We start from the raw sequence: 26,157 nt of genomic DNA on the forward strand, positions 1-26,157 counted from the left end.
TTCGACCGGGCCGACGAGTTCCATCGCCAGGTGGCCACCCCGGCGGCCCAAGCCTGATTGCCCGCCTAGGTCAGGTCCCAGACCTGCAGCTCGGTCCCCTCCGGCACCTCGACGACGTCCTCGGGGATGTCCAGCAACGCGTTCGCCGACGCCAGCCAGCGCAGGTGATGCGAGGCCGGCGGGCCGTAACTGGTGACGGTGCCGGCGTCGCGGTCCAGCACCGCGCGGCGGAATTGCCGCTTGCCGCGCGGCGAGGTCAACGACTCGGTGAGCACGGCGGCCCGGTGTGGGCGCTCGGCGTCCGCCAGGCCCATGGCGTTGCGCAGCGCGGGCCGGATGAACACCTCGAAGGACACCAGGGCGCTCACCGGGTTGCCCGGCAGGGTGACGATTGTCGCGCCGGCCACCCGGCCGATGCCCTGCGGCATGCCCGGCTGCATCGCCACCTTGACGAACTCGACGCCCTGGTCGCCTTCGCGGCCGAAGGCGTCCTTGACCACCTCGTACGCGCCGGCACTGACCCCGCCGCTGGTGATGATCACGTCGGCGTCGGCGGCGTACCGCTCGAGGAGCGCGCTGAACTGCGTGACGTCGTCTTCGGCGGTCACGACGGCGACCACCTCGGCGCCGGCCTCGCGGACCGCCCCGGCCAGCATGATCGAGTTGGACTCGTAGATCTGTCCGGGCCGCAGCGGGTTCCCCGGCGACACCAGCTCCGACCCGGTGGACATCACCAGCACCCGCTGGCGCGGGATCACCGGCAGCTCGGCCATGCCCAGCGCCGCGGCCAGGCCCAGCACGGCCGGTGTCACCGGCTGGCCGCGCCGCAGCACGGTGGTGCCGGCGGCGACGTCCTCGCCGGCCCGGCGGATGTGCGCGCCGGCCGGGCGCGGCGCCCGGATCGACACCACGTCCACCCCGCCGTCGGTGTCCTCGACCGGCACGACGGCCGTCGCCCCGGCGGGCAGCGGCGCGCCGGTCATGATGCGGTGCGCGGTGTCAGGTTGCAGCGTCAGCTCGTCGGTGCGCCCGGCGGGAATGTCCTCGGCGACCTTGAGCACCACCGGATGCTCGGGCGTGGCGCCGGACGTCTCCTCGGCACGCACCGCATACCCGTCCATCGCGGAGTTGTCGAAGACCGGCAGCGCCAGCCGCGCCACCACGTCCTCGGCCAGGGCCAGCCCCTGCGCCTCGGCCAGCGCGGCGGTGACCGCCGGGCGCGCCCGGATGAGTTCGGCTACGACACGTTGATGCTCAGCTACCGACCGCACCCGGCCATTATCGGCCGGTCGGATTCCAACGCCGACCCCGGTGAGGCGTCGGGGCCGACGTAGAGTCGAGAACGTGATTACCGGAGTGGCCCACACCGGGGTGTGCGTTCCGGATTGCGAGGCCGCCGTGGCCTTCTACCGCGACGTGTTGGGCCTGCATGTGCTCTCGCCGCCGTATGTCATGACGGGTAACGCCATTCGCGACGACATGGGCGAGCTGGTCGGCGATCCCAGCATGAAGGCGGCAATCGTGGGATTCGACGGCGACGGCGATCGGGTGCTCGAGGTCATCGAATACCTCGGCGAAGACGGGCGCTCCGGCGGCAGGGCCCTCACCGACCACGGGCTGTCCCACGTCGGGCTGATCTGTACGGACCTCGACGCCACCCGGGCGGAGCTGGAGAGCAAGGGCGTGCGCTTCCTGGTCAGCGGAACCGCGGAGGTCGCGCGGGTCCGCACCACGTGGTTCGTCGACCCGTGGGGTGTGGTGTTCATCCTGGTGGAGAAGAGCCGGCCGCGGCGACCGTACTACGCGCAATGGGACTGAAGCCGACCGTCGGGATCATCGGCGCGGGCGCCGGCGGCATCGCCATGGGCATCCAGCTGGCCGAGGGCGGCTACGAGTTCACCATCTTCGACCGGGCCGACGGCTTCGGCGGGACCTGGCGCCACAACACCTTCCCGGGCGCGGCGTGCGACGTCCCGTCGCACCTCTACTCGTATTCCTTTGCGCCCAACCCGCGGTGGAGCAAGACCTACGCCAACCAGCCCGAGATTCTGGCCTACCTCGAGAAGGTGGCCGCCCGGCACGGGCTGGGCGCGCGCCTGCGGGCGAACACCGCGATCAGCGCCGCGCGCTGGTCGGACACCCGGCGCCGCTGGACGCTGACCGACGGCGACGGCGGCGAGCACGAGTTCGACGCGGTGGTCAGCGCCGTCGGGATGCTCGACGTGCCGCACATCCCCGACATCCCGGGTGCGCAGCGCTTCCGCGGGCGCCGATTCCATTCGGCGCGTTGGGATCACAGCAAGCCGACGGCCGGTGAGCGGGTGGCCTCCATCGGCACGGGCGCCAGCGCGATCCAGTACGTGCCCGCGATCGCGCCAAAGACCGCGCACCTGACCGTGTTTCAGCGGACGCCGATCTGGATCGCGCCCCGGTTCGACTTCCCGTTCACCCCCGAGCAGCAGGAGCTGTTCGAGCGCGACCCGGCGACGGCGCGAAAGCTGCGCGACGAGGCGTTCGACGCCTACGAGTCGTCCAGTTTCGACGTCGATGCGGCGCAGACCCGGGAAGCGACCGAGCTGGCCCGCAGCTACCTCATGCGCAAGGTGACCGACCCCGAGCTGCGCGCGAAGCTGACGCCGGACTACCCGGCCGGCTGCAAGCGGCCGCTGATGTCACGCGACTGGTATCCCACGTTCGCGCTGCCCAACGTCTCCCTGGAGACGGCCGCCATCGCCGAGATCACCGAGCGGGGAGTGCGCACCGCCGACGGCGTCGAGCACCGCGTCGACACCATCATCTACGGCACCGGCTTCACCGCGGCCGACTATCTCGCCAGTATCGACGTGTACGGAACCGGCGGGCGCCGTCTGGCCGACGACTGGAGCGACGGTGCGGAGGCGTACCTGGGCACGCTGGTGACCGGTTACCCGAACTTCTTCACGCTGTACGGCCCCAACACCAACGGCGTCAACTCGATCATCTACATCCACGAGGCGCAGACGACCTTCGTCCGCCGCATCCTCGACGTCATGGACGGCCGCGGCGCGCGCACCGTCGAGGTCACGCAGGACGCGCAGCGCCGCTACAACGACGAGATCCAGGCGGCCATGGCGGGCAAGGTGTGGCTGGCGTGCAGCAACTACTTCCGGCATCGCAGCGGGAAGGTGGTCACCCAATTGCCTTACAGCGGGCGGACCTTCTTCGAGCGCACCCGCGAGCCGGTCGACGCCGACTACCGCTGGGACCGGTAGTTCGCCGAAGGCCTGCGGCGCAGCCGGCGGCGGCCTCTGGTCGAGGGGGCCCGGCCGGGCAACCCGTGGCTCAGGCCCGGGCGCCTCGGTCGCTTGACCCGCTCCGCGGTCCTGATCGGGGCGCTGAACGCCGTCTCGACCTTCATCCGCAACCACGCGGCGGCCCGCTTCGACCTCACCTGCACGGCCAAACCCTACGTCGCGCCCGTGCCGCGAACCGATGCGCGGCGCCTAAAGTTCGCTCACCATTAACCCTGCACCCAGTAGTTGTCGTGGCGGACGAACCACTCCCGGCGTTCGTCGTCGGTCATGTCCGCCAGCGCCGCGAAGCCTTCGAAGTAGGCCTCCCGCGGCGCGCCCGGAGCGAACAGCATCAGGATCGACGCCGGTTCGTCGGCCTCGTTGCGGAAGCCGTGGACGCCGCCGGGCGGCACGTAGAGGAAGTCGCCCTGCCGGCCCTCGGCCCACTGGGTGCCGTCGTAGAGCTTCATCGTGCCCGAGAGCACGAAGAACGCCTCGGACATCGCCCGGTGGAAATGCGGCCCGGGCCCGCCACCGGCCGCGGGGATGTCGACGCGGTAGAGCCCGTAGTCGCCGTCGGTCGCCTGTTGGTTGGCCAGGTAGTGGTACTTGGCGCCGCCGGCTTCGTAGTCGGGCGGCGAGTCGGCGCGCTTCAGCCAGGCGCTGAGCTCGGGCTCGTCCTTGGTGTATCGGGGCGGGGGATAGGGCGGCACGACGAGGGACATGCTTCCAGTGTGCGGCTCTACCATCGCGGGGGTGGGGAAGTCGGCGGCGGAAGAGGTTCGGGCGGAACGGCTCCTGGACGCCCAGGAGAACGCGGAGCGGCTCTTCGACGAAATCGAGCGGCGCGCGATGATCCGCCCCGGCGTCTCCGAGCAGCAGTTGTCCGACGAGATCAACCGGCTCGCCGCCGACATGTTCGGGGTCACCCGGCACTGGCATCGGCGGATCGTGCGGGCCGGTGAGAACACGCTGCAGCCCTTCCACGAGCGGCCGCCGGACCGGGTGGTCGGCGACGGCGACGTCGTCTTCCTCGACCTCGGCCCGATCTTCGCCGAGTGGGAGGCGGACTTCGGCCGGACCTTCGTGCTCGGCGACGACCCCGACAAAACCGCCGTCCGCGACGCGCTGCCCCGGGTGTGGCAGGCCGGCCGCGAGTACTTCCGCCGGCGCCCGGACGTCACCGGCGCCGAGCTGTACGACTTCGTCGTCGGGGTGGCGCACGCCGAGGGTTTCGAGTTCGCCAGTCCCATCGCCGGTCACCTGGTCGGGGAGTTCCCGCACAAGAAGATCGCCGGGCCCGGCGTCCAGTGGTACATCGCGCCGGGGTCGGACAAACCGATGCGGCGCACGGACCCGGCCGGCCGCGTGTGCCATTGGATCCTGGAGATCCACCTGGCCGACCGGGCCCGCGGCTTCGGCGGCTTCTACGAGCAGCTGCTCGACCTCAGCCGATCGCAAGCGCGGCGCATGCGCCGGGCCCGGCGGGTCGGCACCATCGACCTCAGCCGAGGGGATACGTGACGCCGGTGAGCTCCTCGGAGACCGCCCACAGCCGCCGCTGCGTGTCGACGTCGTGCGACTTCTCGCTGGAGCCAACGATTTTCGGGTAGCCGCGTTGCTCGCCGAACCCGTCGGGGCCGTAGTACTGGCCGCCGAGCACACCGGGGTCGGTCGCGGCGCGCAGCGTCGGGAGGGCGCCCATGTCCGCCCCCTGGAACAGTGGTTCGATCAGCGGCGTGATGCGCGCGAGCAGCGGGGGCAGGTTGCGGACGAGTTCGGTCCGCGAGCCGCCGGGGTGGGCGGCGACGGCGATCGTCGTGCCGTGCGGCGCGAGCCGCCGCTGCAACTCGTAGGTGAACAACAGGTTGGCGAGCTTGGACTGGCCGTAGGCCCCCACCCGGCTGTAGCCGCGTTCCCACTGCAGGTCGTCGAAGTGGATGTCGGCGCGGATCCGGTGGCCAAGGCTGCTGACGGTGACGACACGGGAGCCGGCGACGGGCAGGAGCCGGTCCAGGAGCAGGCCGGTGAACGCGAAGTGGCCCAGGTGGTTGGTGCCGAACTGCAGCTCGAAGCCGTCCTTGGTGGTGGACTTCGGCGTCCACATGACACCCGCGTTGTTGATCAACAGGTCGATGCGGTCGTGCGCGGAGCGCAGCTGCTCGGCCGCGGCGCGCACGGACTCCAGCGAGGTCAGGTCGAGCTCCTGGAGCGCGACGTCGGCGTGCGGGCTCTTCGCGGTGATCCGCGCGGCGGCGTCCTTGCCCTTGTCGAGGTTGCGCACCGCCAGCACCACGTGGGCGCCGTGGTCGGCGAGCGCCAGGGCGGTCTCGTAGCCGAGTCCGGTGTTGGCCCCGGTGATGACGGCGACCCGGCCGCTCTGGTCGGGAATGTCCGTGGCGGTCCACTTGGCCATGGAAAGCTCCTAAACTAGTAAGGTAAACGGGGCGAGCGCTCCGGTTGGTGTTCACTATACGGAACGCACGCCCCGCTTTGTCAACCGATTCGAGGTGAACTCATGGCGCAACCCGCACGGCCGCTGCGCGCCGACGCGGCGCGCAACCGTGCGCGCGTGCTGGACGTCGCCTACGCAACCTTTGCGGCCGAGGGCCTGTCGGTGCCGATCGACGAGATCGCCCGGCGCGCCGGCGTCGGCGCCGGCACCGTCTACCGGCACTTCCCCACCAAAGAGGCGCTGTTTCAGGCCGTGATCGAGAACCGGATGCAGCGCCTCGTCGACGACGGGCGCGCCCTGTTGGAGTCCGAGGGGCCGGGGGAGGCGCTGTTCGCCTTCCTGCGCTCCATGGTGTTGCAGTGGGGCGCGGCGGACCGCGGCCTGGTCGACGCCCTGGCCGGGTACGGAATCGACATCGCCTGTGCGGCGCCCGAGGCCGAAGACGCCTTCAAGGCCATGCTCGGCGAGCTGCTGCGCGCCGCGCAGCAAGCGGGCACCGCGCGGCGCGACGTCGACATGCGGGACGTGAAGGCGATCCTGGTCGGCTGCCAGGCGATGCAGGCCTACGACTCGGCGCTGGCCGAGCGGGCGACCGACGTCGTCATCGACGGCTTACGCGCGCAGCGATAAGGCCCGGCTGTTCTTGCACTCGGCATAGGCGAGTGCTAAGAATGACGTTGGCACTCGCGACTGGCGAGTGCTAGGTCGGGACGGTGAGACCAGCAGACACCTGGGGTCGTCCGTCGCGGGCACTGCACCCGGCCAGCGTAAGTAATGGGGTGACCATCCGTGGTCACCCGGTGTCATCCCCGATCCGGAGGAATCACTTCGCAATGGCCAAGACAATTGCGTACGACGAAGAGGCCCGTCGCGGCCTCGAGCGGGGGCTGAACGCCCTCGCCGACGCGGTAAAGGTGACGTTGGGTCCCAAGGGCCGCAACGTCGTCCTGGAGAAGAAGTGGGGCGCCCCCACGATCACCAACGATGGTGTGTCCATCGCCAAGGAGATCGAGCTGGAGGACCCGTACGAGAAGATCGGCGCCGAGCTGGTCAAGGAAGTCGCCAAGAAGACCGACGACGTCGCCGGTGACGGCACGACGACGGCCACGGTGCTGGCCCAGGCCCTGGTCAAAGAGGGTCTGCGCAACGTCGCGGCCGGCGCCAACCCGCTGGCGCTCAAGCGCGGCATCGAGAAGGCCGTCGAGAAGGTCACCGAGACCCTGCTCAAGTCGGCCAAGGACGTCGAGACCAAGGAGCAGATCGCCGCGACCGCAGCGATCTCCGCGGGCGACCAGTCGATCGGCGACCTGATCGCCGAGGCGATGGACAAGGTCGGCAACGAGGGCGTCATCACCGTCGAGGAGTCCAACACCTTCGGCCTGCAGCTCGAGCTCACCGAGGGCATGCGGTTCGACAAGGGCTACATCTCGGGCTACTTCGTCACCGACGCCGAGCGTCAGGAAGCGGTCCTCGAGGACCCGTTCATCCTGCTGGTCAGCTCCAAGGTGTCGACCGTCAAGGATCTGCTGCCGCTGCTGGAGAAGGTCATCCAGGCCGGCAAGCCGCTGCTGATCATCGCCGAGGACGTCGAGGGCGAGGCTTTGAGCACCCTGGTCGTCAACAAGATCCGCGGCACCTTCAAGTCCGTGGCCGTCAAGGCCCCCGGCTTCGGTGACCGCCGCAAGGCGATGCTGCAGGACATGGCGATCCTCACCGGTGGCCAGGTCATCAGCGAGGAGGTCGGCCTGTCGCTGGAGAGCGCCGACGTCGCCCTGCTCGGTAAGGCCCGCAAGGTCGTCGTCACCAAGGACGAGACCACCATCGTCGAGGGTGCCGGTGACACCGACGCCATCGCCGGGCGCGTGGCCCAGATCCGCCAGGAGATCGAGAACAGCGACTCCGACTACGACCGCGAGAAGCTGCAGGAGCGCCTGGCCAAGCTGGCCGGCGGTGTTGCGGTGATCAAGGCCGGGGCCGCCACCGAGGTGGAGCTCAAGGAGCGCAAGCACCGCATCGAGGACGCGGTGCGCAACGCCAAGGCCGCCGTCGAGGAGGGCATCGTCGCCGGTGGCGGCGTGGCCCTGCTGCAAGCGGCTCCGACGCTGGACGAGCTGAAGCTCACCGGCGACGAGGCCACCGGCGCCAACATCGTCAAGGTGGCGCTGGAAGCTCCGCTGAAGCAGATCGCCTTCAACTCCGGGCTGGAGCCCGGCGTTGTCGCCGAGAAGGTCCGCAACTCGCCCGCCGGCACCGGCTTGAACGCCGCCAGCGGTGAGTACGAGGACCTGCTGAAGGCCGGCGTTGCCGACCCGGTCAAGGTGACCCGCTCGGCGCTGCAGAACGCGGCGTCCATCGCGGCGCTGTTCCTGACGACCGAGGCCGTCGTCGCCGACAAGCCGGAGAAGGCGGCCGCACCCGCGGGCGACCCGACCGGCGGCATGGGCGGCATGGACTTCTGAGTCCACCAATCAACGGAAAAGCCCGGCTCCCACCAGGAGCCGGGCTTTTTCGTGTCTCAAGTCGCCGAGCGTGAAGCTAGCCGCGCATTCGACGCCGAGCGTGCGACCAGCTTCACGTTCGGCGTCCGTAGGGTTAAGAAATGGCCCTTCCGACTCCCTCACCCACCAGTACCGCCGTCGTGACCGGCGCGTCGTCGGGCATCGGCGCCGACATCGCCCGCGAGCTGGCCGACCGCGGCCACGGCGTCACGCTCGTCGCCCGCCGCGAAGACCGGCTGCGTGAACTCGCCGAGGAACTCGGCCGCCGCGTCCGCACCGAGGTGATCGCCTGCGACGTCGCGGATCCCGCCGCCCGAGCGGGCCTCCTGGACGAGGTCGGCCGCCGCGGGCTGACCGCCGACATCCTGGTCAACAACGCGGGCATCGGCACCATGGGCTCGGTGACGAAAACGCCCGTCGCCGCGGAGATCGCCCAGGTGCGGGTCAACGTCGAGGCCGTCATCGACCTGACCACCCGCGCGGTCCAGCAGATGGTGCCGCGCGGACGCGGCGCGATCCTCAACGTCGGATCCACCGCGGGCTTTCACCCCATCCCGGGCCAGTCCGGCTATTCGGCCACCAAGGCGTTCGTGAACACCTACACCGAAGGAGTGCGCTCCGAGCTCGCCGGCAGCGGTGTCACGGTCGCGCTGCTGTGCCCCGGACCGGTGCGCACCGAGTTCCTGCAGAACGCCGGCATGGACGAGCGGGACTTCGCCAGCGCGTTTCCGAAGTTCATGTGGATGCCGTCGCGGGACGTGGCGCGCGTGGGCGTCGACGCGCTCGAGCACGACCGCGGAACGGTGATCGCCGGGCTGCCGAGCCGGGTGACCACCCGCGTGTTCCAGTTCATGCCGCGGCGGCTGCTGCTGCCGCTGCTCAAGAGCCAGCACCCCGGCCTCAAACGCGACGCGGACCGGTCACCGGCCTGAGGGCCACCGCCGCATCCAGCCCTCCACCGGGAGCGCCAGGGCGTTGCACAGCGTGCAGATCGTGCGGTACCAGCCGACGGCGGTGAGCAATTCGATACGTTGCTCGTCGTCGAGGTCGCGCCCCAGCGCGCTCCAGGTCGCCTCCGACCACGAGCCGGTGCGCTCCAGTTCGTCCACCGCCTCGATCAGGGTCCGCTCGCTTGCGCTCCAGCGCGGGTCGGACGCCCCGCCGGTCACCAGCGCGTCGCACTCGTCGTCGCTGACGCCCGCGACCGGGCCCCAGAACGCCGCCTGCCCGCCCCACTCGTACTCGCAGCCGACCAGCGCGCACGTGCGAAGAATCGCGATCGTCCGCGTCCGCGGCGGCAAAAGCGCTGCGACATAGAGTGATTCGCCGAGCTTGCGCAGCCGGGTGGCCAGCGCCGGGTGGCGCTGCAGGCAGCGCACCAGCAGCAGCGGCTCATAGCTGCGGTCCGGGTGACCCCAGCTGTTGATTCCAGTGGCATCTTCCTCGCTCCACGGTGGGGGGAGCGGTGCGACGCGGCTCACGGATGAGACTGTACGGCGCGCACTTCAGGCGGGCAGCGAGAAGACCACGCAGTCGTGCAGGCAGCCCCTGGCCGCGCCGGGGGAGTCGGGGTCGGCCTCGCGGTGCAGCAGCGCGCGGGAGGGCACCACCGTGAGGCCAACGGCGTCCCCGGCTCGGTTCTCCGGGCCCACCTCGGCCGTGCCGTCGACGATCAGCGAATAGCCGCCGGGCTCGGTCGGGGGCCACAGCAGGGTGACGTCGCGGCGCTGGGCGAGATTCTGCCGGGTGCGGCCGCCGATGAGTCCGACATCGATGGTCGCTCCGCTCAGCCGCGGTTCGACCGTCACGGTGTGCACGCGGTAGTCGTCGTCCACGGTGACCAGGTAGGCGTACGGGTAGTCGGGGAGGGCGGCGGCGAGCCGCTCGAGGTCCACCTTCTTCTTCGTGCGCATGGTGCTCCAGGATAGGGCGGGGCGGGGCCGCTACAGCGTGCGCGGAACCCGCGCCGCCGGGAGGCCGAACGTGAGCTGGCCGCTGCTGCTGAAGTGGAAACCGAGGTTCTGCAGGACCTGCTGCCAGGGCGCCAGCTTCTCGACGGCCGCCGACGCGTCGGCGTGGTAGCCGTACATCGCCTCCACGTCCGACGCCCACATCTGGTCGTAGGCGGCCTCGATGTCGGCGATCGCGGGGGTGTTCTGGCCCAGCCAGTTGGTCGCCGACAACGCGTGCGCCAGAGCGCGATTGGCCGCGACCACCGCGGGCTGCACCGTGGCCGCCAGCGCCCCCTCGAACGCGGCCGCGACGGCAGACGCCTGGCTGGACACCGCCTCGGCCTGGGCCGCCGCCGCGCTGAGCCAGCTCACGTAGTGCGTGGCGAGGGCCATCATCGCCGCCGAGGAGGGGCCCTGCCAGGACCCGTTGGCGAGGTTTGACGTGACCGAAGAAAACGACGATGCTGACGACGCCAAGTCCTCGGCAAGGCCGTCCCAGGCTTCCGCGGCAGCAAGCAGCGGCCCGGCTCCGGGACCCGAATGGATTCGTGCCGAGTTCACTTCTGGCGGCAACCACGCAAAATGCGGGCTCGTCACCGGCTTAACTTACCCGGGATTCGGCCGATTTGGTGGCGTTATTGCGCGGCTACTGGCCTGGGCCGGCGCCCGCGGACCAACTTGCCCGGGCGAGCCTCGGTCGGCACGCCGTTTTCCGCGATCACTTCGCCGGCGACGATGGTCGCGACGTATCCGTCGGCCGTCTGGTCCAGGCGCCGCCCCCCGGCGGGCAGGTCGTAGCTGATGACCGGCTTGTGCAGCCGCAGCGCGGCGTGATCGATGACGTTGAGGTCGGCCTTGTACCCCACGGCGATGCGGCCCCGGTCGCCCAGCCCGGCGATGCGGGCCGGCACCGACGTGAGCTCGCGGACGGCCTCCGGCACGGTGAACCGTCCCGACTTGCGGTCGCGTGCCCAATGCGCCAGGAAGTACGTCGAATAGCTGGCGTCACAGATCATCCCGTAGTGCGCGCCGCCGTCGCCGAGCCCCAGCACCACGTCCTCGCGGTGCAGCAGCTCCCCGACGGTGTCCAGCGAGTTGCCCTGCAGGTTGCTGGTGGCCACCAGCAGCATGGCGCGGCCCTCGTCGTCGAGCAGGCGGTCGTAGGCCTCCTCCATCGGGTCGACCCCGCGGGCGCGGGCCCTGGCGCCGATGCTGGTCGTCGGGTCCGGCTCGTAGTCGGGGGTGTCGCCCAGCGGGAAGATCCAGTCCCACATCTGCGCCACGTAGAGGATCGGATGACCGACGCCGGGCTTGTCGGCCAGGATGCGCGCGCGCACCTCCGGCTTGCGCATCTCGGCGACCCGCTCGGCCAGCGGCAGGTGCGCGATCTCCCGGTAGCTGGGGTAGAGCACGAACGGGTTGGCGGACAGTTGCAGCCCGATGATCAACCCGATCGGCCGCGGCAACAGCTGCGCGGTGATGTCGCCGCCGGCCGCGTTGGCCTTCTCGATCATGGTGATGGCGTCCGGCCACGTCGGGTCGCCGGCGTTGGCGACGACCAGCGTGAAGGTGAGCGGCAGGCCGACGTCCTCGGCGACGTCGAACACCATCTGCAGCACCGGCTCGTAGCCGCCGGCCGGGATGTCCGGCACGAACTGCAGCAGGCCGCCGCCCCCGTCGACGACACCGCGGGCGATCTCCTCGATCTCCTCGCGGGCGGCGTCGTAACTGGGGATGGGCGAACCGCTTTCGGTCTTGTGGATCGTCAACCGGGACGACGCGAAGCCAAGCGCCCCGACCTCGATCGCCTCCTTCGCCAGCGCCCGCATCCTGGCGAGGTCTTCGGCGGTGGCCGGCTCGCGGTTGGCGCCGCGTTCGCCCATCACGTAGACGCGCAGCGGGGAGTGCGGCAGGTACGCGGCGACGTCGATGTCCCGCCGGCCGGCGTCCAGCGCGTCCAGGTATTCGGGGAACGTCTCCCAGGTCCACGGCAGGCCGTCGGTCATGACCACCCCGGGGATGTCCTCGACGCCGGCCATCACGTCGACGAGCACGTCGTGGTCCTCCTGGCGGCAGGGGGCGAAGCCCACCCCGCAGTTGCCCATCACCACGGTGGTCACGCCGTGCGCGGACGACGGCGTCAGGCGTTCCGACCAGATCGACTGGCCGTCGTAGTGGGTGTGCAGGTCGACGAAGCCGGGGGTGACCAGCAGCCCGGCGGCGTCGATCTCCCGGTGGGCGTTTTCACCGTTGACGTTGCCCACCGGCCCCACCTTTTTGATGACGCCGTCCGCTACGGCGACGTCGCCGACGAACGGTTCACCGCCCAGCCCGTCGACGATGGTGCCGTTGCGGATGATGAGGTCGTAGGTCATCCAAATAATCTACGACCGCGCCCGCGGGTGGTGCCAGGATCTAGTGTCGCTGGTATGGCCAACACCTCCAGCCCCGACGCCGCCGCCCAGGAACTGCTCCGCGACGCCTTCACCCGGTTGATCGAACACGTCGACGACATCGCCGACGGGTTGACCGACGAGGTCGCCAACTACCGAGTCACCCCCGACGCCAACAGCATCGCCTGGCTGATCTGGCACAGCGCCCGGGTGCAGGACATCCAGCTGGCCGACGTGGCCGGCGTCGAGCAGGTGTGGTTGCGCGACGGCTGGGTGGACCGGTTCGGGCTGGACCTGCCGCGCAACGACACCGGCTACGGGCACGGCCCCGAGCAGGTCGCCAAGGTCAAGGCGCCCGCGGACCTGCTGTCCGGCTACTACCACGCGGTGCACAAGCTGACCCTCGAGTACATCGCCGGCGTGACCGACGCCGACCTGGAGCGGGTGGTCGACACCAACTGGGACCCGCCGGTGACGGCCAGCGCGCGGTTGGTGAGCATCATCGACGACTGCGCCCAGCACCTGGGCCAGGCCGCCTACGTCCGCGGAATCGCCCCCTAGGGCTTGGGTTCTCGCAGCGTGCGATTCGTGGCCGCGGTCTTGCGGGCGGTGCTGTGGCTGGCCGCGACCGTCGCGCTGGCGGTGGCGGTCCCGGCGGCGTGGCTGCAGTGCAACGTCGTCAGCGAGGGCGGCTACGCGGCGCTGGCGCAGCGGGCCGCGGGCGATCCCGCGCTGCAGTCCGCCGCGGCCGACGAACTGACCAATCGCGCGATGGCACTCATCGCGGCCCACAACGGCGGACGCCAGCCCGCGGACGGCGCGCAGCTGCACGAGACCGCCGCCGCGTTCACGGCCGGGCCGGCGTTCCCGGCGCTGTTCGCCCGGGCGAACCGGGCGGCGCACCGCTGGCTGTTCAGCACCGACGGGGCGGGCGGGTCGTGGGCGATCGACGTGGCCCCGATGCTCGAGGATCCCTCGCTGCAGCGGATACTGAGCAGCCACAACGTGAAAGCGCCTGCGACCCTGAACGTTCCGCTGACGGCGTCGGCGCCGCGATCGCTGCGGCCCGGGCAACTCGGCCCGCTTGCCACGTGGGGGCCGTGGGTCGCCATCGGTGCGGTCGGCCTCAGCGTCGGCTGCGCCGTGCTGACGCTGGCCGCCGCGCGCCGCCGCGGCAAGGCGCTCACCAGCCTCGGCGTCTCCGCGCTGCTGGTCGGCGCCGGCGGATGGGCGGGCATCGAGATCGCCGGCCGCTACGTCGACGCCGCGCTCAACCGCACCACCGGCGACATCCGCCGCATCGCCGAGGTGATGGTCGGCCACGCCGAGGCGAGCCTGCACGAGTGGCTCAACCTGACGCTGCTCTGCGGCGCCGCCCTGGTGATCGGCGGTGTGGTCGCCGCCATGCTGGGCGGCCTGCGGAAGAAGCCCGCCGGCTAGCCGAAGGTGAACGAAAACACTTGCAGGCCAGGGCTGACCCGCATGTCGAGCCGGTCGCTGTGTGCGGCCCCGCCGGCCACGATCTGGTGCAGGGTGGGCGGCCCGCCGATCGGCGTCGCGGTGGTCTTTCCGTCCCGGGCCACCGTGAGGGTGCCCGTGCCGCCGACGACGACGTAGACGTCCTTGGCCGTGTAGTTCAGCCGGACGGCGGCGTCGTCGCCGTCGGCGGTGGCGCCTTGGTCGTCCAGTTTCCACCGGCCGGCCAGCGCGAACCTGTCGCCCCCCAGCTGCGGCGGATAGCCGAACGTGCCGGTCTTGTAATCGCCTGTGCCGCCGTAATTCACGGCCCGCTCGACCCCGAGGTAGGTCTCGGGGGTGAGCCTGGTGCGCGGCGTGGTGTCCGGCGAGTGCGTCGGCGCGGGCAGCCGGACGTCGGGGCGGGCGTCGACGAGCAGCGCGCGGATCAGGTTCTCGGTGCCGTCGTAATCGCCCTCGCCGAACTTCGTGTGCCGGACCGTCCCGCTCGCGTCGATCAGGTATTCGGCCGGCCAGTAAAGGTTTTGGTAGTTGTTCCACGTGGTGTAGTCGTTGTCCAACGCGATGGGGTAGGTGATGTGCAACGCGGCGGCGCCGCCGGCCACATTGGCGGGCACCCGTTCGAAGGCGTACTCCGGGGTGTGCACACCGATGACGACGAGCCCGGCGTCGTGATACCGGTTGTACCAATCGATCACGTGCGCGATGGCACGTTGGCAATTGATGCACGAGTATGCCCAGAAGTCGATCAGCACCACCTCGCCGCGCAGCGACGCCAGGTCGAGCGGGGCGCCGCCCGGCGTGTTGAGCCAGCCCGTGACGCCGCTGACCGCGGGCGCCGGCCCGCACCGCTCGAGGCGCTCCGCGCCGTCGGCGCAGTCGCCCAGCGCGCCGGCGCCCCCGCTGCCGGCAAGCTGCTGCCGGATCGTGTTGGCGCCGACCGCTTTCTGCATCGCGGCCGTGTAGTCGGGGACCGCGCGTTGCAGCGTCGCGGGCAGGTTGAACACCAGCGCCACGGCCAGCACGATCATCGTGACTCCGCCGGCGACCGACACGACGCGCCGGCGCCGGCGGAACGCGCCGACGCGCTCGGCGACACCTCGCCCGGCCAGCGCGAAAGCCAGCAGCGGCAAGGCGGTGCCGAGGGCGAACGCGGCGGTGAGGATCAGGATGGGCACGCCGATGGACGCGGTGCCGCCCGCGACCACGATCGCGGCCAGCACCGGTCCCGCGCACGGCACGTACAGCGCGCCGAGCGTCAAACCCAGCCCGAAACCGCTTCTGCCCGTGCGTAGTTGACGTTGCGGCAGGCGGGCGAACGGCCGTTCGATCAGGTGTTGCAGGGGCGGGACGATCAGGCCGAGCCCGATCAGCGTCAGCACCACCAGCGCGGCCCAGCGGATCGCGTCCTGAGGCAGGTGCAGCGCCGACAGGATGGCCGAGCCCGCCAGGGTCACCACGCTGAAGCTGCAGACCAGGCCCGCAATGACCGCGTACGGCCGGCTGGTGGCGCCGCGCGTCCCGGTGCCGTCCACGCCCGAGAAGAAGACCACCGGAAGCACCGGCAGGATGCATGGCGAGATGCCGGTGATGAGGCCGCCGAGGAAGCCGATGAGCGCGATGGTGTGCATAGCTACTTACACCTTGTACCTGCCGGAATGGTTCAACTGGCCCGGAACAAATCACATGATGTGCGTTATACAAATCACACAATGTGCGTTACGCTCTGCCGGTGGCGCAACTCACCTTCCAGCGCGCCCGCACCGAGGAGAAGAAGCGCCAACGTGCGGAGGCACTCGTGGAAGCCGCGCGTTCGCTGGCGCTGGAGACCGGCGTCGCGTCCGTCACGCTGACCGCCGTCGCCAGCCGGGCCGGCATTCACTACTCCGCCGTCCGCCGCTACTTCAGCTCGCACAAGGAAGTCCTCCTGCACCTCTCCGCGGAGGGGTGGGTGCGGTGGTCGAACACCGTGTCGGAGAAGCTGGCCGAACCCGGCCCGAAGTCGCCCTCGCAAATCGCCGAGACGCTGGCCAACGCCCTGGCCGAGGACCCGTTGTTCTGCGACCTGCTGGCCAACCTGCACCTGCACCTCGAACACGAGGTGGACGCCGAGCGGGTGATCGAGGTCAAGCGGATCAGCACCGCCGCCACGCTCTCGCTCGCCGATTCCATCGAGAGCGCGGTGCCGGAGCTCGGCCGCTCGGGGTCGCTCGACATTTTGTTGGCGGCGTACTCGCTGGCGGCCACCCTGTGGCAGGTCGCCAACCCGCCCGAGCGCCTCACCGACCTCTACGCCGAGGAGCCCGAAGTGCTTCCCCCGGAGTGGAATCTGGACTTTACTTCCGCCCTGACCCGCCTGCTGACTGCGACGTGCGTCGGTCTCATCGCGGAGAAGGCATGAACAAGGAGGCCGGGGAGCTGTGGCTTGGCGAACTCCAACCGGTGCAGAGGGGGAAGGACTTGGAGTGCCCATGACGACGACTGAGTCAAGGACCGAGCCGCTGATGACGCAGGGCTCCGCCGGCGGGGAGGGCAAAGATGTCGCTCCGCAGCGCGCCACGAAAAAGGGGCTGTTGGGGCGTTTTTGGTTGGTGCTCACGATCGCAGCCGTCGTCGCGGTGTCGGGATTCGTGGTGTACCGGTTGCACGGCGTCTTCGGCGTTCACAAGGGTTCGTTCGGTGGTGGCACCTCGGGCGAGGTCCTCGACCAGTTCAACGCCAAGACGATCACGCTCGAGGTCTGGGGCTCACCGGGCAGCACGGCGACCATCAACTACCTCGACGAAAACTCCCATCCGCAGCAGGCCGCCAACGTGCCCTTGCCCTGGAGCATCGTATTGAGTTCAACGAAACCCGGCATCCCGGCAAACCTGATCGCGCAAGGCGACGGGAGTTGGATTGCCTGCCGATTCGTCGTGAACAACCACGACGGGCACGGTGACGTCATCAAGGCTCCGAATCGCTCAGATTCCATCGAAACCGTGAACCCCTTCGTCTACTGCCTGGACAAGTCCGCATGAGCGAGCCAGGCGGGGCTCCGCCGCGCGTCGATCAGCCGCTGATCCCGCCGTTCCTGCCGCGGATGATCCATCGGCTTGCCCTGCCGATCGTCCTGGTGTGGTTGGGCATTGTCTTTGTCACCAACACCATCTCGCCACAGCTGGAGGTCGTCGCCAAAACCCACTCGGTGTCGATGAGTCCGACTGACGCGGCGTCCTTTCAGTCGATGATGAAGGTCGGATCGACGTTCAAAGAGTTCAACTCCGACAACTCGGCCATGATCTTGCTGGAGGGCGACAAGCCACTCGGGGCCGAAGCGCACCGCTACTACGACGAGATCGTCCGGCGCGCCGAGCAAGACAAGACACACGTTCAGCACGTGCAGGATTTCTGGAGTGATCCGCTGACGGCGGCGGGTTCCCAGAGCCACGATCAAAAGGCCGCGTACGTCCAGGTTTACCTCGCCGGCAACATGGGCGGCGGGCTGGCGAACGAGTCTGCCCTGGCCCTCCGCAAGATCGTGGACTCGGTGCCCGCGCCGCCGGGGATCAAGGTCTACGTCACCGGTGCGGGTCCGCTGTTCGCCGATCAGTCCCATGCGGGCGAGAAGGGCGTCATGGTCGTCACTCTCGTCACCTTTTTGGTGATCGTGGTGATGCTGCTGTTCGTCTACCGCTCGGTCACCACCATGCTGATCATGCTGGCGATGGTGTTCATCGAGTTGGCCGCGGCTCGAGGCGTCGTCGCGACGCTCGGTAACTACGGCGTCATGGGGCTTTCCACGTTCGCCAACAACATGCTGGTGCTGATGGCGATCGCCGCCGGGACGGATTACGCGATCTTTGTGGTCGGCCGATACCACGAGGCGCGCGGTCTCGGCGAGACCCGCGAAGAAGCGTTCTACACCATGTTCCACAGCACCGCGCACGTCGTGCTGGGGTCGGGCCTGACCATCGCCGGCGCGATGTACTGCCTGAGCTTCTGCCGGCTGCCGTACTTCGAGTCGCTGGGGGTGCCTTGTGCGGTCGGCATGCTGGTCGCGGTGTTGGCGGCTTTGACGCTGGCGCCGGCGGTGCTGACGGTGGCATCGTTCTTCAAGCTGCTCGACCCGAAGCGCAAGCTGCAGACCCGGGGCTGGCGTCGCATCGGCACCGCGGTCGTCCGCTGGCCCGCACCGGTTCTCGCGGTGACCATCGGGGTCGCATTGGTTGGTCTGCTCGCCCTGCCCGGTTACAAGACGGACTACGACAACCGCCACTTCCTGCCGGCTGACACCCCGGCCAATGTCGGTTATGCCGCTGCGGACCGGCACTTCGACCAGGCTCGGCTCAATCCTGAGCTGTTGATGATCGAGACCGATCACGACCTGCGTAACCCGGCCGATTTCCTGGTCCTGGACAAGGTCGCCAAGGCGGTCTTCCACATTCCCGGTATCGGCCGGGTGCAGACCATCACCCGGCCGTTGGGCACGCCGCTCGACCACAGCACCCTCGGTTTTCAGATGAGTGCACAAGCCGCAGGGCGGATCCAGACCCAGCACTATCAGGAAGAGCAGGCGAACAACCTGCTCAAGCAGGCGGACGAGCTCCGCAAGACGATGGCAACGCTGCATGAGCAGATGCAGGTGACCCAGGACCTGAGTAACACGACGCACGAAACCACCAGGCTCACCAAAGAAACCGTGAAGATCACCGAGGCATTGCGCGACGACATCGCCAACTTCGACGACTTCTTCCGGCCGATCCGCAGCTTCTTCTACTGGGAGAGGCACTGCTACGACATTCCGGCCTGCTGGGCGCTACGGTCGGTCTTCAACGCGCTCGACGGAATCGACCAGGTGGCTCAGAACATCGTGGAGCTCAGCGCGAATCTGGACAAGTTGGATCAGATCCAGCCGAAGCTGGTGGCGCTGATACCGCCGCAGATCGAGAGTCAGCAGCGCAACCTCGACACCATCATGTCGAACTACGCGACCACGATGGGTCTCAACGAACAGGCGAAAGCGCAGTCCGACAACGCCACCGCCCAAGGCGATGCCTTCGATAAAGCAAAAAATGACGACACGTTCTACCTTCCGCCGGAGGCGTTCAAGAGCCCGGATTTCGCACGGGGTCTCAAACAGTTCATCTCGCCGGATGGGCGCGCCGTCCGGTTGATCATCTCCCATGAAGGCGACCCGGCGACTCCCGAAGGCATCAGCCACATCGAACCGATCAAGCAGGCCGTGCACGAGGCGATCAAGGGCACGCCCTGGGAGGGCGCCAAGGTCTACCTCGGCGGTACCGCCGCGACGTACAAGGACATGCACGACGGCTCTAACATCGACCTGATGATCGCCGGAATTGCCGCGGCCACACTGATTTTCATCATCATGCTGGTGATCACCCGAAGCGCCGTGGCGGCCGTCGTGATCGTCGGTACGGTGTTGCTGTCACTAGGCGCCTCATTCGGACTCTCCGTGCTGCTATGGCAGTACATCCTGGGCTTGAAGTTGCACTGGATGGTGCTGGCGATGGCGATCATCCTGCTGCTGGCGGTCGGCTCGGACTACAACCTGCTGTTGATATCGCGGTTCAAGGAGGAAATCCACGCCGGGCTCAAAACGGGGACGATCCGCGCGATGGCCGGTTCGGGCTCGGTGGTGACCTCCGCCGGTCTGGTGTTCGCCGCGACCATGGCCACGTTCATGTTCAGCCCGCTGCTGGTGATGGCCCAGGTAGGTACGACGATCGCGCTGGGTTTGTTGTTCGACACCTTGATCGTGCGGTCGTTCATGACGCCGTCGCTGGCGACCTTGCTCGGGCGCTGGTTCTGGTGGCCGCAGCACGTGCGCCCACGGCCGGCCAGCACCATGCTGCGACCGTACGGACCGCGTCCCGCTGTGCGCGATTTGCTCCTCAAGAACGTCGAGGAGCGCCCGGCGGGCGGATTGGTGCAGCCACGCTGATCCGACGTGGCACGTGAACGTCGGGATTACCGCTGGCGTGATGGACTGCGAATCGGCCTCAGGGCGTGGTTAAGACTTCGCGGTGAGACGGCACCCGAGCGCTCGATCGCCGCACAAAAAAATCCGCGCGTACCCCTCGGGGACGCGCGGATTTCCCGGCGGCTTCACCGCATTACTGAACCCTGCCTTTGGGAGGCCCAGGCCAGCCGGGAGGACCGGTTGGCTCGGCCCAGTCCCACACCGCCATGTCGCCGGGCGGGTACTGGTTGCACACGTCGGTGGCCTTGGCCACGACGCCCTTGTTGTTGAAGAAGAGCTTCATGTGGTTCGGCCACGCGTACCACAGCGGGTCGTTGTTGAAGAAGTTCTCGGAGTACGTGCGGCGGTCCTCCGGGGACAACGAGTAGAACCAGTGCACCTTGTCGATCGTCGCCTGCTGGACGTTCGGGTGGTTGTCGAAGTCGATCATGTACCGCTGGTAGTACACCGGGCTGGTGTCGCGGGTGGCCGCCATGATCTGCTCGGCGTCGCACGTGGTGTTGATCATCCGGCGTGGAATCGGGAAGTCCTCCGTGGAATCGGCCACGGCGGTCTTCGGGAAGACCGTCGCAGCGATGCCGAGGGCGAGGAAGGCGGCGCCTGCGCGCAAGCCAGTGTTCAGCCGAGACATGGTAGTAACGGTAGCACTTTTGCGCGGCGGGGGGACAGTTCCTAGCTCAGCTCAGCATTGGTCGCGATCAGGCACGATGATGTGCGCCGGGTCGGGCCGCAGCTCGGGCGGCGCCTGGCTGTAGTCGCCGAACGGGCCGTCGCGGCGCTCCACCGCCGCCCGCACGCCCTGGGTCTCGGCGGTCTTGATGAAGTCCAGGGCGTCGGGGGTGTTGCGCATCAGGCCGTCGAGGATGCCGCCCAGCGTCTGGGTGGACGCCAATCCCATGTTCTCGTAGGCCTGGTTGACGATCAGTTTCTGCGCCTGCAGCTGCGACAGCGGGATGCGGGCCAGCTCGGCCGCGATCTCGGCGACCCGGGCCTCGAGGCGCTCGAACGGCACGGCCTCGTTGATCAGCTCGATCTCGGCCGCCTGGGCGCCGGTCAGCGGCCGTCCGGTCAGCGAATGCCACTTGGCCTTGGCGAAGCTGAGCCGGTAGAGCCACATGCCGCTCAGGTATGCGCCCCACATCCTGCTGTAGGGGGTGCCGATCACGGCGTCGTCGCTGGCGATGACCAGGTCCGCGCACAGCGCGTAGTCGCTGGCCCCGCCGACGCACCAGCCGTGCACCTGGGCGATGACGGGCTTGGACGCCCGCCAGATGGCCATGAATTTCTGCGTCGGCCCGGTCTCGCGGGCGGTGACCATCGCGAAGTCCTTGCCGGGGTCCCACCGGCCGTCGGTCATCATCGAATCGGCCCAGTGGGCAAAGCCGCCGCCGAAGTCGTAGCCGCCGGAGAAGGCCCGGCCGGCGCCGCGCAGCACGATGACCTTGACGGCCGGGTCACGCTCCGCCCGGCCGACGGCCGCCTCGATCTCGTCGGGCATGGGCGGCACGATGGTGTTGAGCTGCTCGGGACGGTTCAACGTGATGGTGGCAACCGGGCCGGCCGTCGCGTACAGCAGCGTCTCGAAGGCGGGTGCAGTCATGGCGTCCTTAGGGGTCGGGCTGACGGTTCTCCGGCGATGCCGCGTAGATGCGGTCGCCGATCTTGAGATACGGCGTCGTCAGGTAGGCGGACAGCGCGAGGAGGCCGGAGAAGATCACCGCCACGCAGACGGCGTTGGGCCAGATCCTGCCGGTGCCGATCGCGAAACAGACGGTGCCGATGAGCGCGGTCGCCCAGTAGAACCGCCGGCCGGCGCGGCGGTCGCCGATGAAGCGGTAGCGTGCCTGCGCCGCCGAGACCAGGATGAAGATCAAGCCGGTCACCAGCAGGGTGAGTTCGATGCGTTGGGTCGCTGACACGTCGACGATCCTATGGGCCGGAAGCGGGGCGGCCCAGCATCCGCCACAGGAACGAATAGGTCAGCGCCGACTTGAAGGCGACCTGCTGGTTGTCCGCCGCGCCGGCGTGCCCGCCCTCGATGTTCTCGTAGTAGTACACCGGGTGCCCGGCGGCCTCGAGGGCCGCCGTCATCTTGCGGGCATGGCCCGGATGCACCCGGTCGTCGCGGGTGGACGTGGTCATCAGCACCGGCGGGTAGTGGCGGGTCGCCGAAATGTTCTGGTAGGGCGAATATTCGGAGATGAACGCCCAGTCCTGCGGGTTGTCCGGGTCGCCGTATTCGGCCATCCACGAGGCGCCCGCGAGCAGCAGGTGGTAGCGCTTCATGTCCAGCAGCGGCACGCTGCAGACCAGCGCGCCGAAGCGCTCCGGGTACTGGGTCAGCATGATGCCCATGAGCAGGCCGCCGTTGCTGCCGCCCTGCGCGCCGAGCTGGTCGACGGTCGTGATCCCGCGGTTCACCAGATCGGTTGCCACGGCGGCGAAGTCCTCGGCCACCTTGTGCCGGCCCTCACGCATCGCCTGGGTGTGCCAGCCGGGCCCGTACTCGCCGCCCCCACGGATATTGGCCAGCACGTAGGTGCCGCCGCGGGCCAGCCACAGCCGGCCGAGCACACCGCTGTAGCCGGGGGTGTTGGCGGACTCGAAGCCGCCGTAGCCGTACAGCATGGTCGGCCCGGGACCCTTCGCGTCGGCGGGCCGCACCACGAAGTAGGGGACCTGCGTGCCGTCCTGCGAGGCCACGAAATGCTGTGCCACCGCCAGGCTTTCGGCGTCGAAGAACGACGGTGCGGACTTGACCTGTTCCAGTGGCCCGTCGCCGGTGCCGCGCAGCAGCCGCGAGGGGGTGACGAAGCCGCTGGAGTCGAGGAAGAACTCGTCGCCGGTGTCGTCGGCGGCGACGACGACGGTGTTGGTCGCCGCCGGGATGCCGGCGACCGGCTCGCGCCGCCAGGTGCGCGAGGGCGAAGCCGGGCGCTGGGGGCACCTCCCGCTTGCGGGGGACGGGTCGTCACGCGAGGGCGGCGTGACGATCTCCACCCGGCTCGCCACGTCGGCCAGGGTGACCAGCAGCAGGCGGTCGCGCGTCCACGCGTAGTGATTCAGCGCCGTGTGCTCGTCGGGCTCGAACACCACGGTCAATTCGGCTGTGCCCGATAGAAATTCGTTGTAGTCGGCGGCCAGCAGCGCGCCGGCGGGATAGCTGTCGGCGCCGTAGAACCAGTCGGTGCGCAACTCGATCAGGAGCCACTCGCGGTGTATCGACAAGCTCGCGTCGGTGGGCGCGTCGATCCGGATCAGCTCCGGGTTTTCCGGGAGCCCGCGCAGTTCGTAGACCTCTTCGTTCCAGAAGTCGAGGGCGCGCGCGAGCAGGGTGCGCTCGAAGCCGGGGGTGCGATCCACCGAGGCGGACACCCGGACGTCGGTGCGGGCACCCTGGAACACGGTTTCCGCGTCGGCGAGCGGGGTGCCCCGGCGCCACCGCTTGATCACCCGCGGATAGCCCGAGTCGGTGAGCGAGCCGTCGCCGAAGTCCGTGCCCACCAGCACGGTGTCGGCGTCCACCCAGGCCAGCTGCGACTTGGCCTCCGGCAGCGCGAACCCGTCGGCGACGAATTCGCGTGTCGCCATGTCGAATTCGCGTACGACCGAGGCGTCCGAGCCGCCCCTGGACAGCGCGACCAGGGCGCGCGTGTACTCGGGTTCGATGACGCCGGCCCCGGCCCACACCCAGTTCGTGTCGTCGGTGCGACCGAGCTCATCTGTGTCGATCAGCACGTCCCACTCGGGGGAGTCGCTGCGATAGCTGTCCAGCGTGGTGCGCCGCCACCGCCCGCGCGGGTTGGCGGCGTCGCGCCAGAAGTTGTAGAGGTACCCGCCGCGGCGGACGACGTACGGAATGCGCGCGTCGGTGTCGAGCACCTCGAGCGCCTCGGCGCGCATCCGCTCGAAGTCCGCGTCGCAAAACGTCGCCAGCGTCGGTTCGTTACGGGCTCGCACCCAGTCCAGCGCCTCGTCGCCGGTGACGTCCTCGAGCCACAGGTAAGGATCGCCGTCGTCTTCGGGGGCTTGGGGGGCCTGCGATGTCATGACCGCCATTGTGACCTCCGGCGGTAGTGTGAGGTGTATTACACAGGCGAGCGAGGAGTGAGAGCAGATGACTGTTTTCGCACGTCCAGGTTCCGCTGGGGCGCTGATGTCGTACGAGTCGCGCTACGACAACTTCATCGGGGGTCAGTGGGTCCGGCCCGCGCAGGGCCGCTACTTCGAGAACCCGACCCCCGTCACCGGCCAGCCGTTCTGCGAGGTGGCCCGCTCCGACGAGGCCGACGTCGAAAAGGCGCTCGACGCCGCCCACGGGGCGGCTCCGGCGTGGGGCAAGACCCCCCCGGCCGAGCGCGCGGCGGTTTTGAACAAGATCGCCGACCGGATCGAGGAGAACAAGGCCGCGCTGGCGGTCGCCGAGGTGTGGGACAACGGCAAACCGATCCGCGAGGCGCTGGGCGCCGACATCACGCTGGCGGTCGACCATTTCCGCTACTTCGCCGGGGCGATCCGCGCGCAGGAGGGTTCGCTGTCCCAGATCGACGAGGACACCGTCGCCTACCACTTCCACGAGCCGCTCGGCGTGGTCGGGCAGATCATCCCGTGGAACTTCCCGATCCTGATGGCCACCTGGAAGCTGGCTCCCGCGCTGGCGGCCGGCAACGCGGTGGTGCTCAAACCCGCCGAGCAGACGCCGGTCTCGGTGCTCTACCTGATGTCGCTGATCGGTGACCTGTTGCCGGCGGGGGTGGTCAACGTCGTCAACGGGTTCGGCGCCGAGGCGGGCAAGCCGCTGGCGTCGAGCAACCGGATCGCCAAGATCGCCTTCACCGGGGAGACCACCACCGGGCGGCTGATCATGCAGTACGCCTCCCAGAATCTGATCCCGGTCACCCTGGAGCTGGGCGGCAAGAGCCCCAACATCTTCTTCTCCGACGTGCTGGCCAAGGCCGACGACTACCAGGACAAGGCGCTGGAGGGCTTCACCATGTTCGCCCTCAACCAGGGCGAGGTGTGCACCTGCCCGTCGCGCAGCCTGATTCAGTCCGACATCTACGACGAGTTCCTCGAGCTGGCCGCGATCCGCACCAAGGCGGTGCGCCAGGGCGATCCGCTGGACACCGAGACCATGCTGGGTTCGCAGGCGTCCAACGATCAGCTGGAAAAGGTGTTGTCCTACATCGAGATCGGCAAGGACGAGGGCGCCACGATCGTCACCGGTGGCGAACGCGCCGAACTGGGCGGCGACCTGTCCGGTGGCTACTACATGCAGCCGACGATCTTCGCCGGCAACAACAAGATGCGGATCTTCCAGGAGGAGATCTTCGGCCCGGTGGTGGCGGTGACGTCGTTCTCCGACTACGACGACGCGATCTCCATCGCCAACGACACCCTCTACGGGCTGGGCGCGGGCGTGTGGAGCCGCGACGGCAACACCGCCTACCGGGCGGGCCGCGACATCCAGGCCGGCCGGGTGTGGGTGAACTGCTACCACGCGTATCCCGCGCACGCCGCGTTCGGCGGTTACAAGCAGTCCGGCATCGGCCGGGAGAACCACAAGATGATGCTCGACCACTACCAGCAGACCAAGAACCTGATGGTGTCCTACTCCGAGAAGGCGCAGGGGTTCTTCTAGATGGGTTCCGGGCCTCCTTCAGGAGTTGTCATCACCGCCGGCGCCGCGGAACTGCTGGCGCGCCTGCAGGACCGCCACGGCCCGGTGATGTTCCACCAGTCCGGCGGTTGCTGCGACGGGTCGTCGCCGATGTGCTTCCCGCGCGGGGATTTCCTGGTGGGTGACCGCGACGTGCTGCTGGGCGTGCTCGACGTCGGCGACGGGGTGCCGGTGTGGATTTCGGGCCCGCAATACCAGACCTGGAAGCACACGCAGCTGGTCATCGACGTGGTCCCGGGCCGCGGCGGTGGATTCAGCCTGGAGGCGCCCGAAGGGGTGCGGTTCCTGGCCCGCGGCCGCGTCTTCACCGACGACGAACAGGCCGAGCTGCGGGGGACGCCGGTCATCACCGGCGCCGATTACGAACGGGGCGAACGCCCTTGCGCGCGCGGTCAGGTGGTGACCGACGCGGCGTTGCGCACGTGCCCCCCGGCCCGGTGACCGC

Annotated in this window: 24 protein-coding genes and 1 pseudogene; 13 read left to right on the plus strand and 12 right to left on the minus strand. The window is 69.0% G+C overall.

The features are described 5' to 3' along the window. Window positions 1-65 precede the first annotated feature (65 nt). Window positions 66-1,271, minus strand: coding sequence for a molybdopterin molybdotransferase MoeA (gene moeA / locus G6N37_RS22740; RefSeq protein WP_163683652.1), 1,206 nt, complete (start codon window positions 1,269-1,271; stop codon window positions 66-68). Window positions 1,272-1,344: 73 nt separating this feature from the next. Here moeA and G6N37_RS22745 point away from each other — a divergent pair, with 73 nt between their 5' ends. Beyond that, the gene (locus G6N37_RS22745; protein WP_163683653.1) at window positions 1,345-1,818 is read left to right on the plus strand and encodes a VOC family protein; all 474 of its coding nucleotides are present in this window, start codon (window positions 1,345-1,347) and stop codon (window positions 1,816-1,818) included. Further along, window positions 1,809-3,251, plus strand: a complete 1,443-nt coding sequence (locus G6N37_RS22750; protein WP_163683654.1) for a flavin-containing monooxygenase — start codon at window positions 1,809-1,811, stop codon at window positions 3,249-3,251. Before G6N37_RS22745 ends, G6N37_RS22750 begins: the two co-directional genes overlap by 10 nt. Window positions 3,252-3,499: 248 nt before the next feature. On the opposite strand, the gene G6N37_RS22755 is transcribed toward G6N37_RS22750, so the two are convergent. Beyond that, window positions 3,500-3,997 (minus strand): cupin domain-containing protein, encoded by a 498-nt coding sequence (locus tag G6N37_RS22755; RefSeq protein WP_163683655.1) that lies wholly within the window; start codon window positions 3,995-3,997, stop codon window positions 3,500-3,502. Between G6N37_RS22755 and G6N37_RS22760 the strand changes: the two are divergent. Then, a pseudogene (locus tag G6N37_RS22760) lies at window positions 3,996-4,721 on the plus strand (M24 family metallopeptidase); the annotation flags it as partial. The gene G6N37_RS22755 and the pseudogene G6N37_RS22760 sit on opposite strands and share 2 nt — an antisense overlap. Window positions 4,722-4,776: 55 nt before the next feature. Here G6N37_RS22760 and G6N37_RS22765 read toward each other — a convergent pair. Further along, the gene (locus G6N37_RS22765; RefSeq protein ID WP_163683657.1) at window positions 4,777-5,688 is read right to left on the minus strand and encodes an SDR family NAD(P)-dependent oxidoreductase; all 912 of its coding nucleotides are present in this window, start codon (window positions 5,686-5,688) and stop codon (window positions 4,777-4,779) included. Between the two features lie 102 nt (window positions 5,689-5,790). Here G6N37_RS22765 and G6N37_RS22770 point away from each other — a divergent pair, with 102 nt between their 5' ends. The 3 genes from G6N37_RS22770 to G6N37_RS22780 all read left to right on the plus strand — a co-directional run bounded on the left by G6N37_RS22770 (window position 5,791) and on the right by G6N37_RS22780 (window position 9,157). Then, window positions 5,791-6,357 (plus strand): TetR/AcrR family transcriptional regulator, encoded by a 567-nt coding sequence (locus G6N37_RS22770; RefSeq protein WP_163683658.1) that lies wholly within the window; start codon window positions 5,791-5,793, stop codon window positions 6,355-6,357. Window positions 6,358-6,560: 203 nt separating this feature from the next. Next, window positions 6,561-8,186, plus strand: a complete 1,626-nt coding sequence (gene groL / locus G6N37_RS22775; RefSeq protein ID WP_077099793.1) for a chaperonin GroEL — start codon at window positions 6,561-6,563, stop codon at window positions 8,184-8,186. 140 nt (window positions 8,187-8,326) lie between these two features. Continuing rightward, window positions 8,327-9,157 (plus strand): SDR family NAD(P)-dependent oxidoreductase, encoded by an 831-nt coding sequence (locus tag G6N37_RS22780; protein ID WP_163683659.1) that lies wholly within the window; start codon window positions 8,327-8,329, stop codon window positions 9,155-9,157. On the opposite strand, the gene G6N37_RS22785 is transcribed toward G6N37_RS22780, so the two are convergent. Genes G6N37_RS22785 through G6N37_RS22800 form a run of 4 tightly spaced genes read right to left on the minus strand, consistent with a single transcriptional unit; the run spans window position 9,146 to window position 12,552 of the window. Continuing rightward, entirely contained in the window at window positions 9,146-9,706 is a 561-nt protein-coding gene (locus tag G6N37_RS22785) for a carboxymuconolactone decarboxylase family protein (protein WP_163683660.1), read from the minus strand. The two genes, G6N37_RS22780 and G6N37_RS22785, sit on opposite strands and share 12 nt — an antisense overlap. A 24-nt stretch (window positions 9,707-9,730) precedes the next feature. Continuing rightward, window positions 9,731-10,138, minus strand: a complete 408-nt coding sequence (locus G6N37_RS22790) for a pyridoxamine 5'-phosphate oxidase family protein (RefSeq protein ID WP_163683661.1) — start codon at window positions 10,136-10,138, stop codon at window positions 9,731-9,733. Window positions 10,139-10,168: 30 nt separating this feature from the next. After that, the gene (locus G6N37_RS22795) at window positions 10,169-10,774 is read right to left on the minus strand and encodes a PPE family protein (protein WP_163683662.1); all 606 of its coding nucleotides are present in this window, start codon (window positions 10,772-10,774) and stop codon (window positions 10,169-10,171) included. A gap of 38 nt (window positions 10,775-10,812) precedes the next feature. Further along, window positions 10,813-12,552, minus strand: coding sequence for an N-acyl-D-amino-acid deacylase family protein (locus G6N37_RS22800; protein ID WP_163683663.1), 1,740 nt, complete (start codon window positions 12,550-12,552; stop codon window positions 10,813-10,815). Between the two features lie 54 nt (window positions 12,553-12,606). Here G6N37_RS22800 and G6N37_RS22805 point away from each other — a divergent pair, with 54 nt between their 5' ends. Together G6N37_RS22805 and G6N37_RS22810 are read left to right on the plus strand one after the other, a co-directional pair. Continuing rightward, entirely contained in the window at window positions 12,607-13,131 is a 525-nt protein-coding gene (locus G6N37_RS22805; RefSeq protein WP_163683664.1) for a mycothiol transferase, read from the plus strand. Between the two features lie 18 nt (window positions 13,132-13,149). Further along, window positions 13,150-14,010 carry a hypothetical protein gene (locus G6N37_RS22810; protein WP_163683665.1) on the plus strand — a complete coding sequence of 287 codons (861 nt, stop codon included), beginning with the start codon at window positions 13,150-13,152 and terminating at the stop codon, window positions 14,008-14,010. Here the strand turns inward: G6N37_RS22810 and G6N37_RS22815 are convergent. Next, window positions 14,007-15,677 (minus strand): cytochrome c biogenesis protein CcdA, encoded by a 1,671-nt coding sequence (locus G6N37_RS22815; RefSeq protein ID WP_163683666.1) that lies wholly within the window; start codon window positions 15,675-15,677, stop codon window positions 14,007-14,009. The two genes, G6N37_RS22810 and G6N37_RS22815, sit on opposite strands and share 4 nt — an antisense overlap. Before the next feature lie 83 nt (window positions 15,678-15,760). On the opposite strand from G6N37_RS22815, the gene G6N37_RS22820 reads away from it, so the two are divergent. The 3 genes from G6N37_RS22820 to G6N37_RS22830 all read left to right on the plus strand — a co-directional run bounded on the left by G6N37_RS22820 (window position 15,761) and on the right by G6N37_RS22830 (window position 19,993). After that, the gene (locus G6N37_RS22820) at window positions 15,761-16,447 is read left to right on the plus strand and encodes a TetR family transcriptional regulator (RefSeq protein WP_163683667.1); all 687 of its coding nucleotides are present in this window, start codon (window positions 15,761-15,763) and stop codon (window positions 16,445-16,447) included. Between the two features lie 70 nt (window positions 16,448-16,517). Then, window positions 16,518-17,066, plus strand: a complete 549-nt coding sequence (locus G6N37_RS22825; protein ID WP_163683668.1) for an MmpS family transport accessory protein — start codon at window positions 16,518-16,520, stop codon at window positions 17,064-17,066. Next, window positions 17,063-19,993: an MMPL/RND family transporter gene (locus tag G6N37_RS22830; protein ID WP_163683669.1), complete on the plus strand. Its 2,931-nt coding sequence runs from the start codon at window positions 17,063-17,065 to the stop codon at window positions 19,991-19,993. The genes G6N37_RS22825 and G6N37_RS22830 overlap by 4 nt, the downstream gene beginning before the upstream one ends. A 172-nt stretch (window positions 19,994-20,165) precedes the next feature. Here G6N37_RS22830 and G6N37_RS22835 read toward each other — a convergent pair whose 3' ends face one another. Genes G6N37_RS22835 through G6N37_RS22850 form a run of 4 tightly spaced genes read right to left on the minus strand, consistent with a single transcriptional unit; the run spans window position 20,166 to window position 24,082 of the window. Then, window positions 20,166-20,663, minus strand: coding sequence for a DUF5078 domain-containing protein (locus tag G6N37_RS22835; protein WP_163683670.1), 498 nt, complete (start codon window positions 20,661-20,663; stop codon window positions 20,166-20,168). A gap of 51 nt (window positions 20,664-20,714) precedes the next feature. Then, window positions 20,715-21,632 (minus strand): crotonase/enoyl-CoA hydratase family protein, encoded by a 918-nt coding sequence (locus G6N37_RS22840; protein WP_163683671.1) that lies wholly within the window; start codon window positions 21,630-21,632, stop codon window positions 20,715-20,717. Window positions 21,633-21,639: 7 nt separating this feature from the next. Beyond that, window positions 21,640-21,951, minus strand: coding sequence for a hypothetical protein (locus tag G6N37_RS22845; protein WP_163683672.1), 312 nt, complete (start codon window positions 21,949-21,951; stop codon window positions 21,640-21,642). 10 nt (window positions 21,952-21,961) lie between these two features. Then, window positions 21,962-24,082: a prolyl oligopeptidase family serine peptidase gene (locus G6N37_RS22850; protein WP_163683673.1), complete on the minus strand. Its 2,121-nt coding sequence runs from the start codon at window positions 24,080-24,082 to the stop codon at window positions 21,962-21,964. 67 nt (window positions 24,083-24,149) lie between these two features. On the opposite strand from G6N37_RS22850, the gene exaC reads away from it, so the two are divergent. Continuing rightward, on the plus strand, window positions 24,150-25,673 hold the full coding sequence (gene exaC, locus G6N37_RS22855) for an acetaldehyde dehydrogenase ExaC (protein WP_163683674.1): 1,524 nt from the start codon (window positions 24,150-24,152) through the stop codon (window positions 25,671-25,673). After that, a complete protein-coding gene (locus tag G6N37_RS22860) occupies window positions 25,674-26,153 on the plus strand; it encodes a DUF779 domain-containing protein (protein ID WP_163683675.1) in 480 nt (159 codons plus the stop codon). The last annotated feature ends 4 nt before the right edge of the window (window positions 26,154-26,157 follow it).

This window comes from Mycobacterium seoulense (assembly GCF_010731595.1).
GTDB lineage: Bacteria > Actinomycetota > Actinomycetes > Mycobacteriales > Mycobacteriaceae > Mycobacterium > Mycobacterium seoulense.

What these genes read in the sequence shown, in the direction of transcription:
- G6N37_RS22840 (WP_163683671.1), bottom strand. Translation starts at nt 21,632, where the DNA reads ATGACTGCACCCGCCTTCGAGACGCTGCTGTACGCGACGGCCGGCCCG.
- G6N37_RS22815 (WP_163683666.1), bottom strand. Translation starts at nt 15,677, where the DNA reads ATGCACACCATCGCGCTCATCGGCTTCCTCGGCGGCCTCATCACCGGC.
- G6N37_RS22780 (WP_163683659.1), top strand. Translation starts at nt 8,327, where the DNA reads ATGGCCCTTCCGACTCCCTCACCCACCAGTACCGCCGTCGTGACCGGC.
- G6N37_RS22830 (WP_163683669.1), top strand. Translation starts at nt 17,063, where the DNA reads ATGAGCGAGCCAGGCGGGGCTCCGCCGCGCGTCGATCAGCCGCTGATC.
- exaC (WP_163683674.1), top strand. Translation starts at nt 24,150, where the DNA reads ATGACTGTTTTCGCACGTCCAGGTTCCGCTGGGGCGCTGATGTCGTAC.
- G6N37_RS22835 (WP_163683670.1), bottom strand. Translation starts at nt 20,663, where the DNA reads ATGTCTCGGCTGAACACTGGCTTGCGCGCAGGCGCCGCCTTCCTCGCC.
- G6N37_RS22790 (WP_163683661.1), bottom strand. Translation starts at nt 10,138, where the DNA reads ATGCGCACGAAGAAGAAGGTGGACCTCGAGCGGCTCGCCGCCGCCCTC.
- G6N37_RS22825 (WP_163683668.1), top strand. Translation starts at nt 16,518, where the DNA reads ATGACGACGACTGAGTCAAGGACCGAGCCGCTGATGACGCAGGGCTCC.
- G6N37_RS22755 (WP_163683655.1), bottom strand. Translation starts at nt 3,997, where the DNA reads ATGTCCCTCGTCGTGCCGCCCTATCCCCCGCCCCGATACACCAAGGAC.
- G6N37_RS22805 (WP_163683664.1), top strand. Translation starts at nt 12,607, where the DNA reads ATGGCCAACACCTCCAGCCCCGACGCCGCCGCCCAGGAACTGCTCCGC.
- G6N37_RS22750 (WP_163683654.1), top strand. Translation starts at nt 1,809, where the DNA reads ATGGGACTGAAGCCGACCGTCGGGATCATCGGCGCGGGCGCCGGCGGC.
- G6N37_RS22800 (WP_163683663.1), bottom strand. Translation starts at nt 12,552, where the DNA reads ATGACCTACGACCTCATCATCCGCAACGGCACCATCGTCGACGGGCTG.
- G6N37_RS22770 (WP_163683658.1), top strand. Translation starts at nt 5,791, where the DNA reads ATGGCGCAACCCGCACGGCCGCTGCGCGCCGACGCGGCGCGCAACCGT.
- G6N37_RS22850 (WP_163683673.1), bottom strand. Translation starts at nt 24,082, where the DNA reads ATGACATCGCAGGCCCCCCAAGCCCCCGAAGACGACGGCGATCCTTAC.
- groL (WP_077099793.1), top strand. Translation starts at nt 6,561, where the DNA reads ATGGCCAAGACAATTGCGTACGACGAAGAGGCCCGTCGCGGCCTCGAG.
- G6N37_RS22765 (WP_163683657.1), bottom strand. Translation starts at nt 5,688, where the DNA reads ATGGCCAAGTGGACCGCCACGGACATTCCCGACCAGAGCGGCCGGGTC.
- G6N37_RS22860 (WP_163683675.1), top strand. Translation starts at nt 25,674, where the DNA reads ATGGGTTCCGGGCCTCCTTCAGGAGTTGTCATCACCGCCGGCGCCGCG.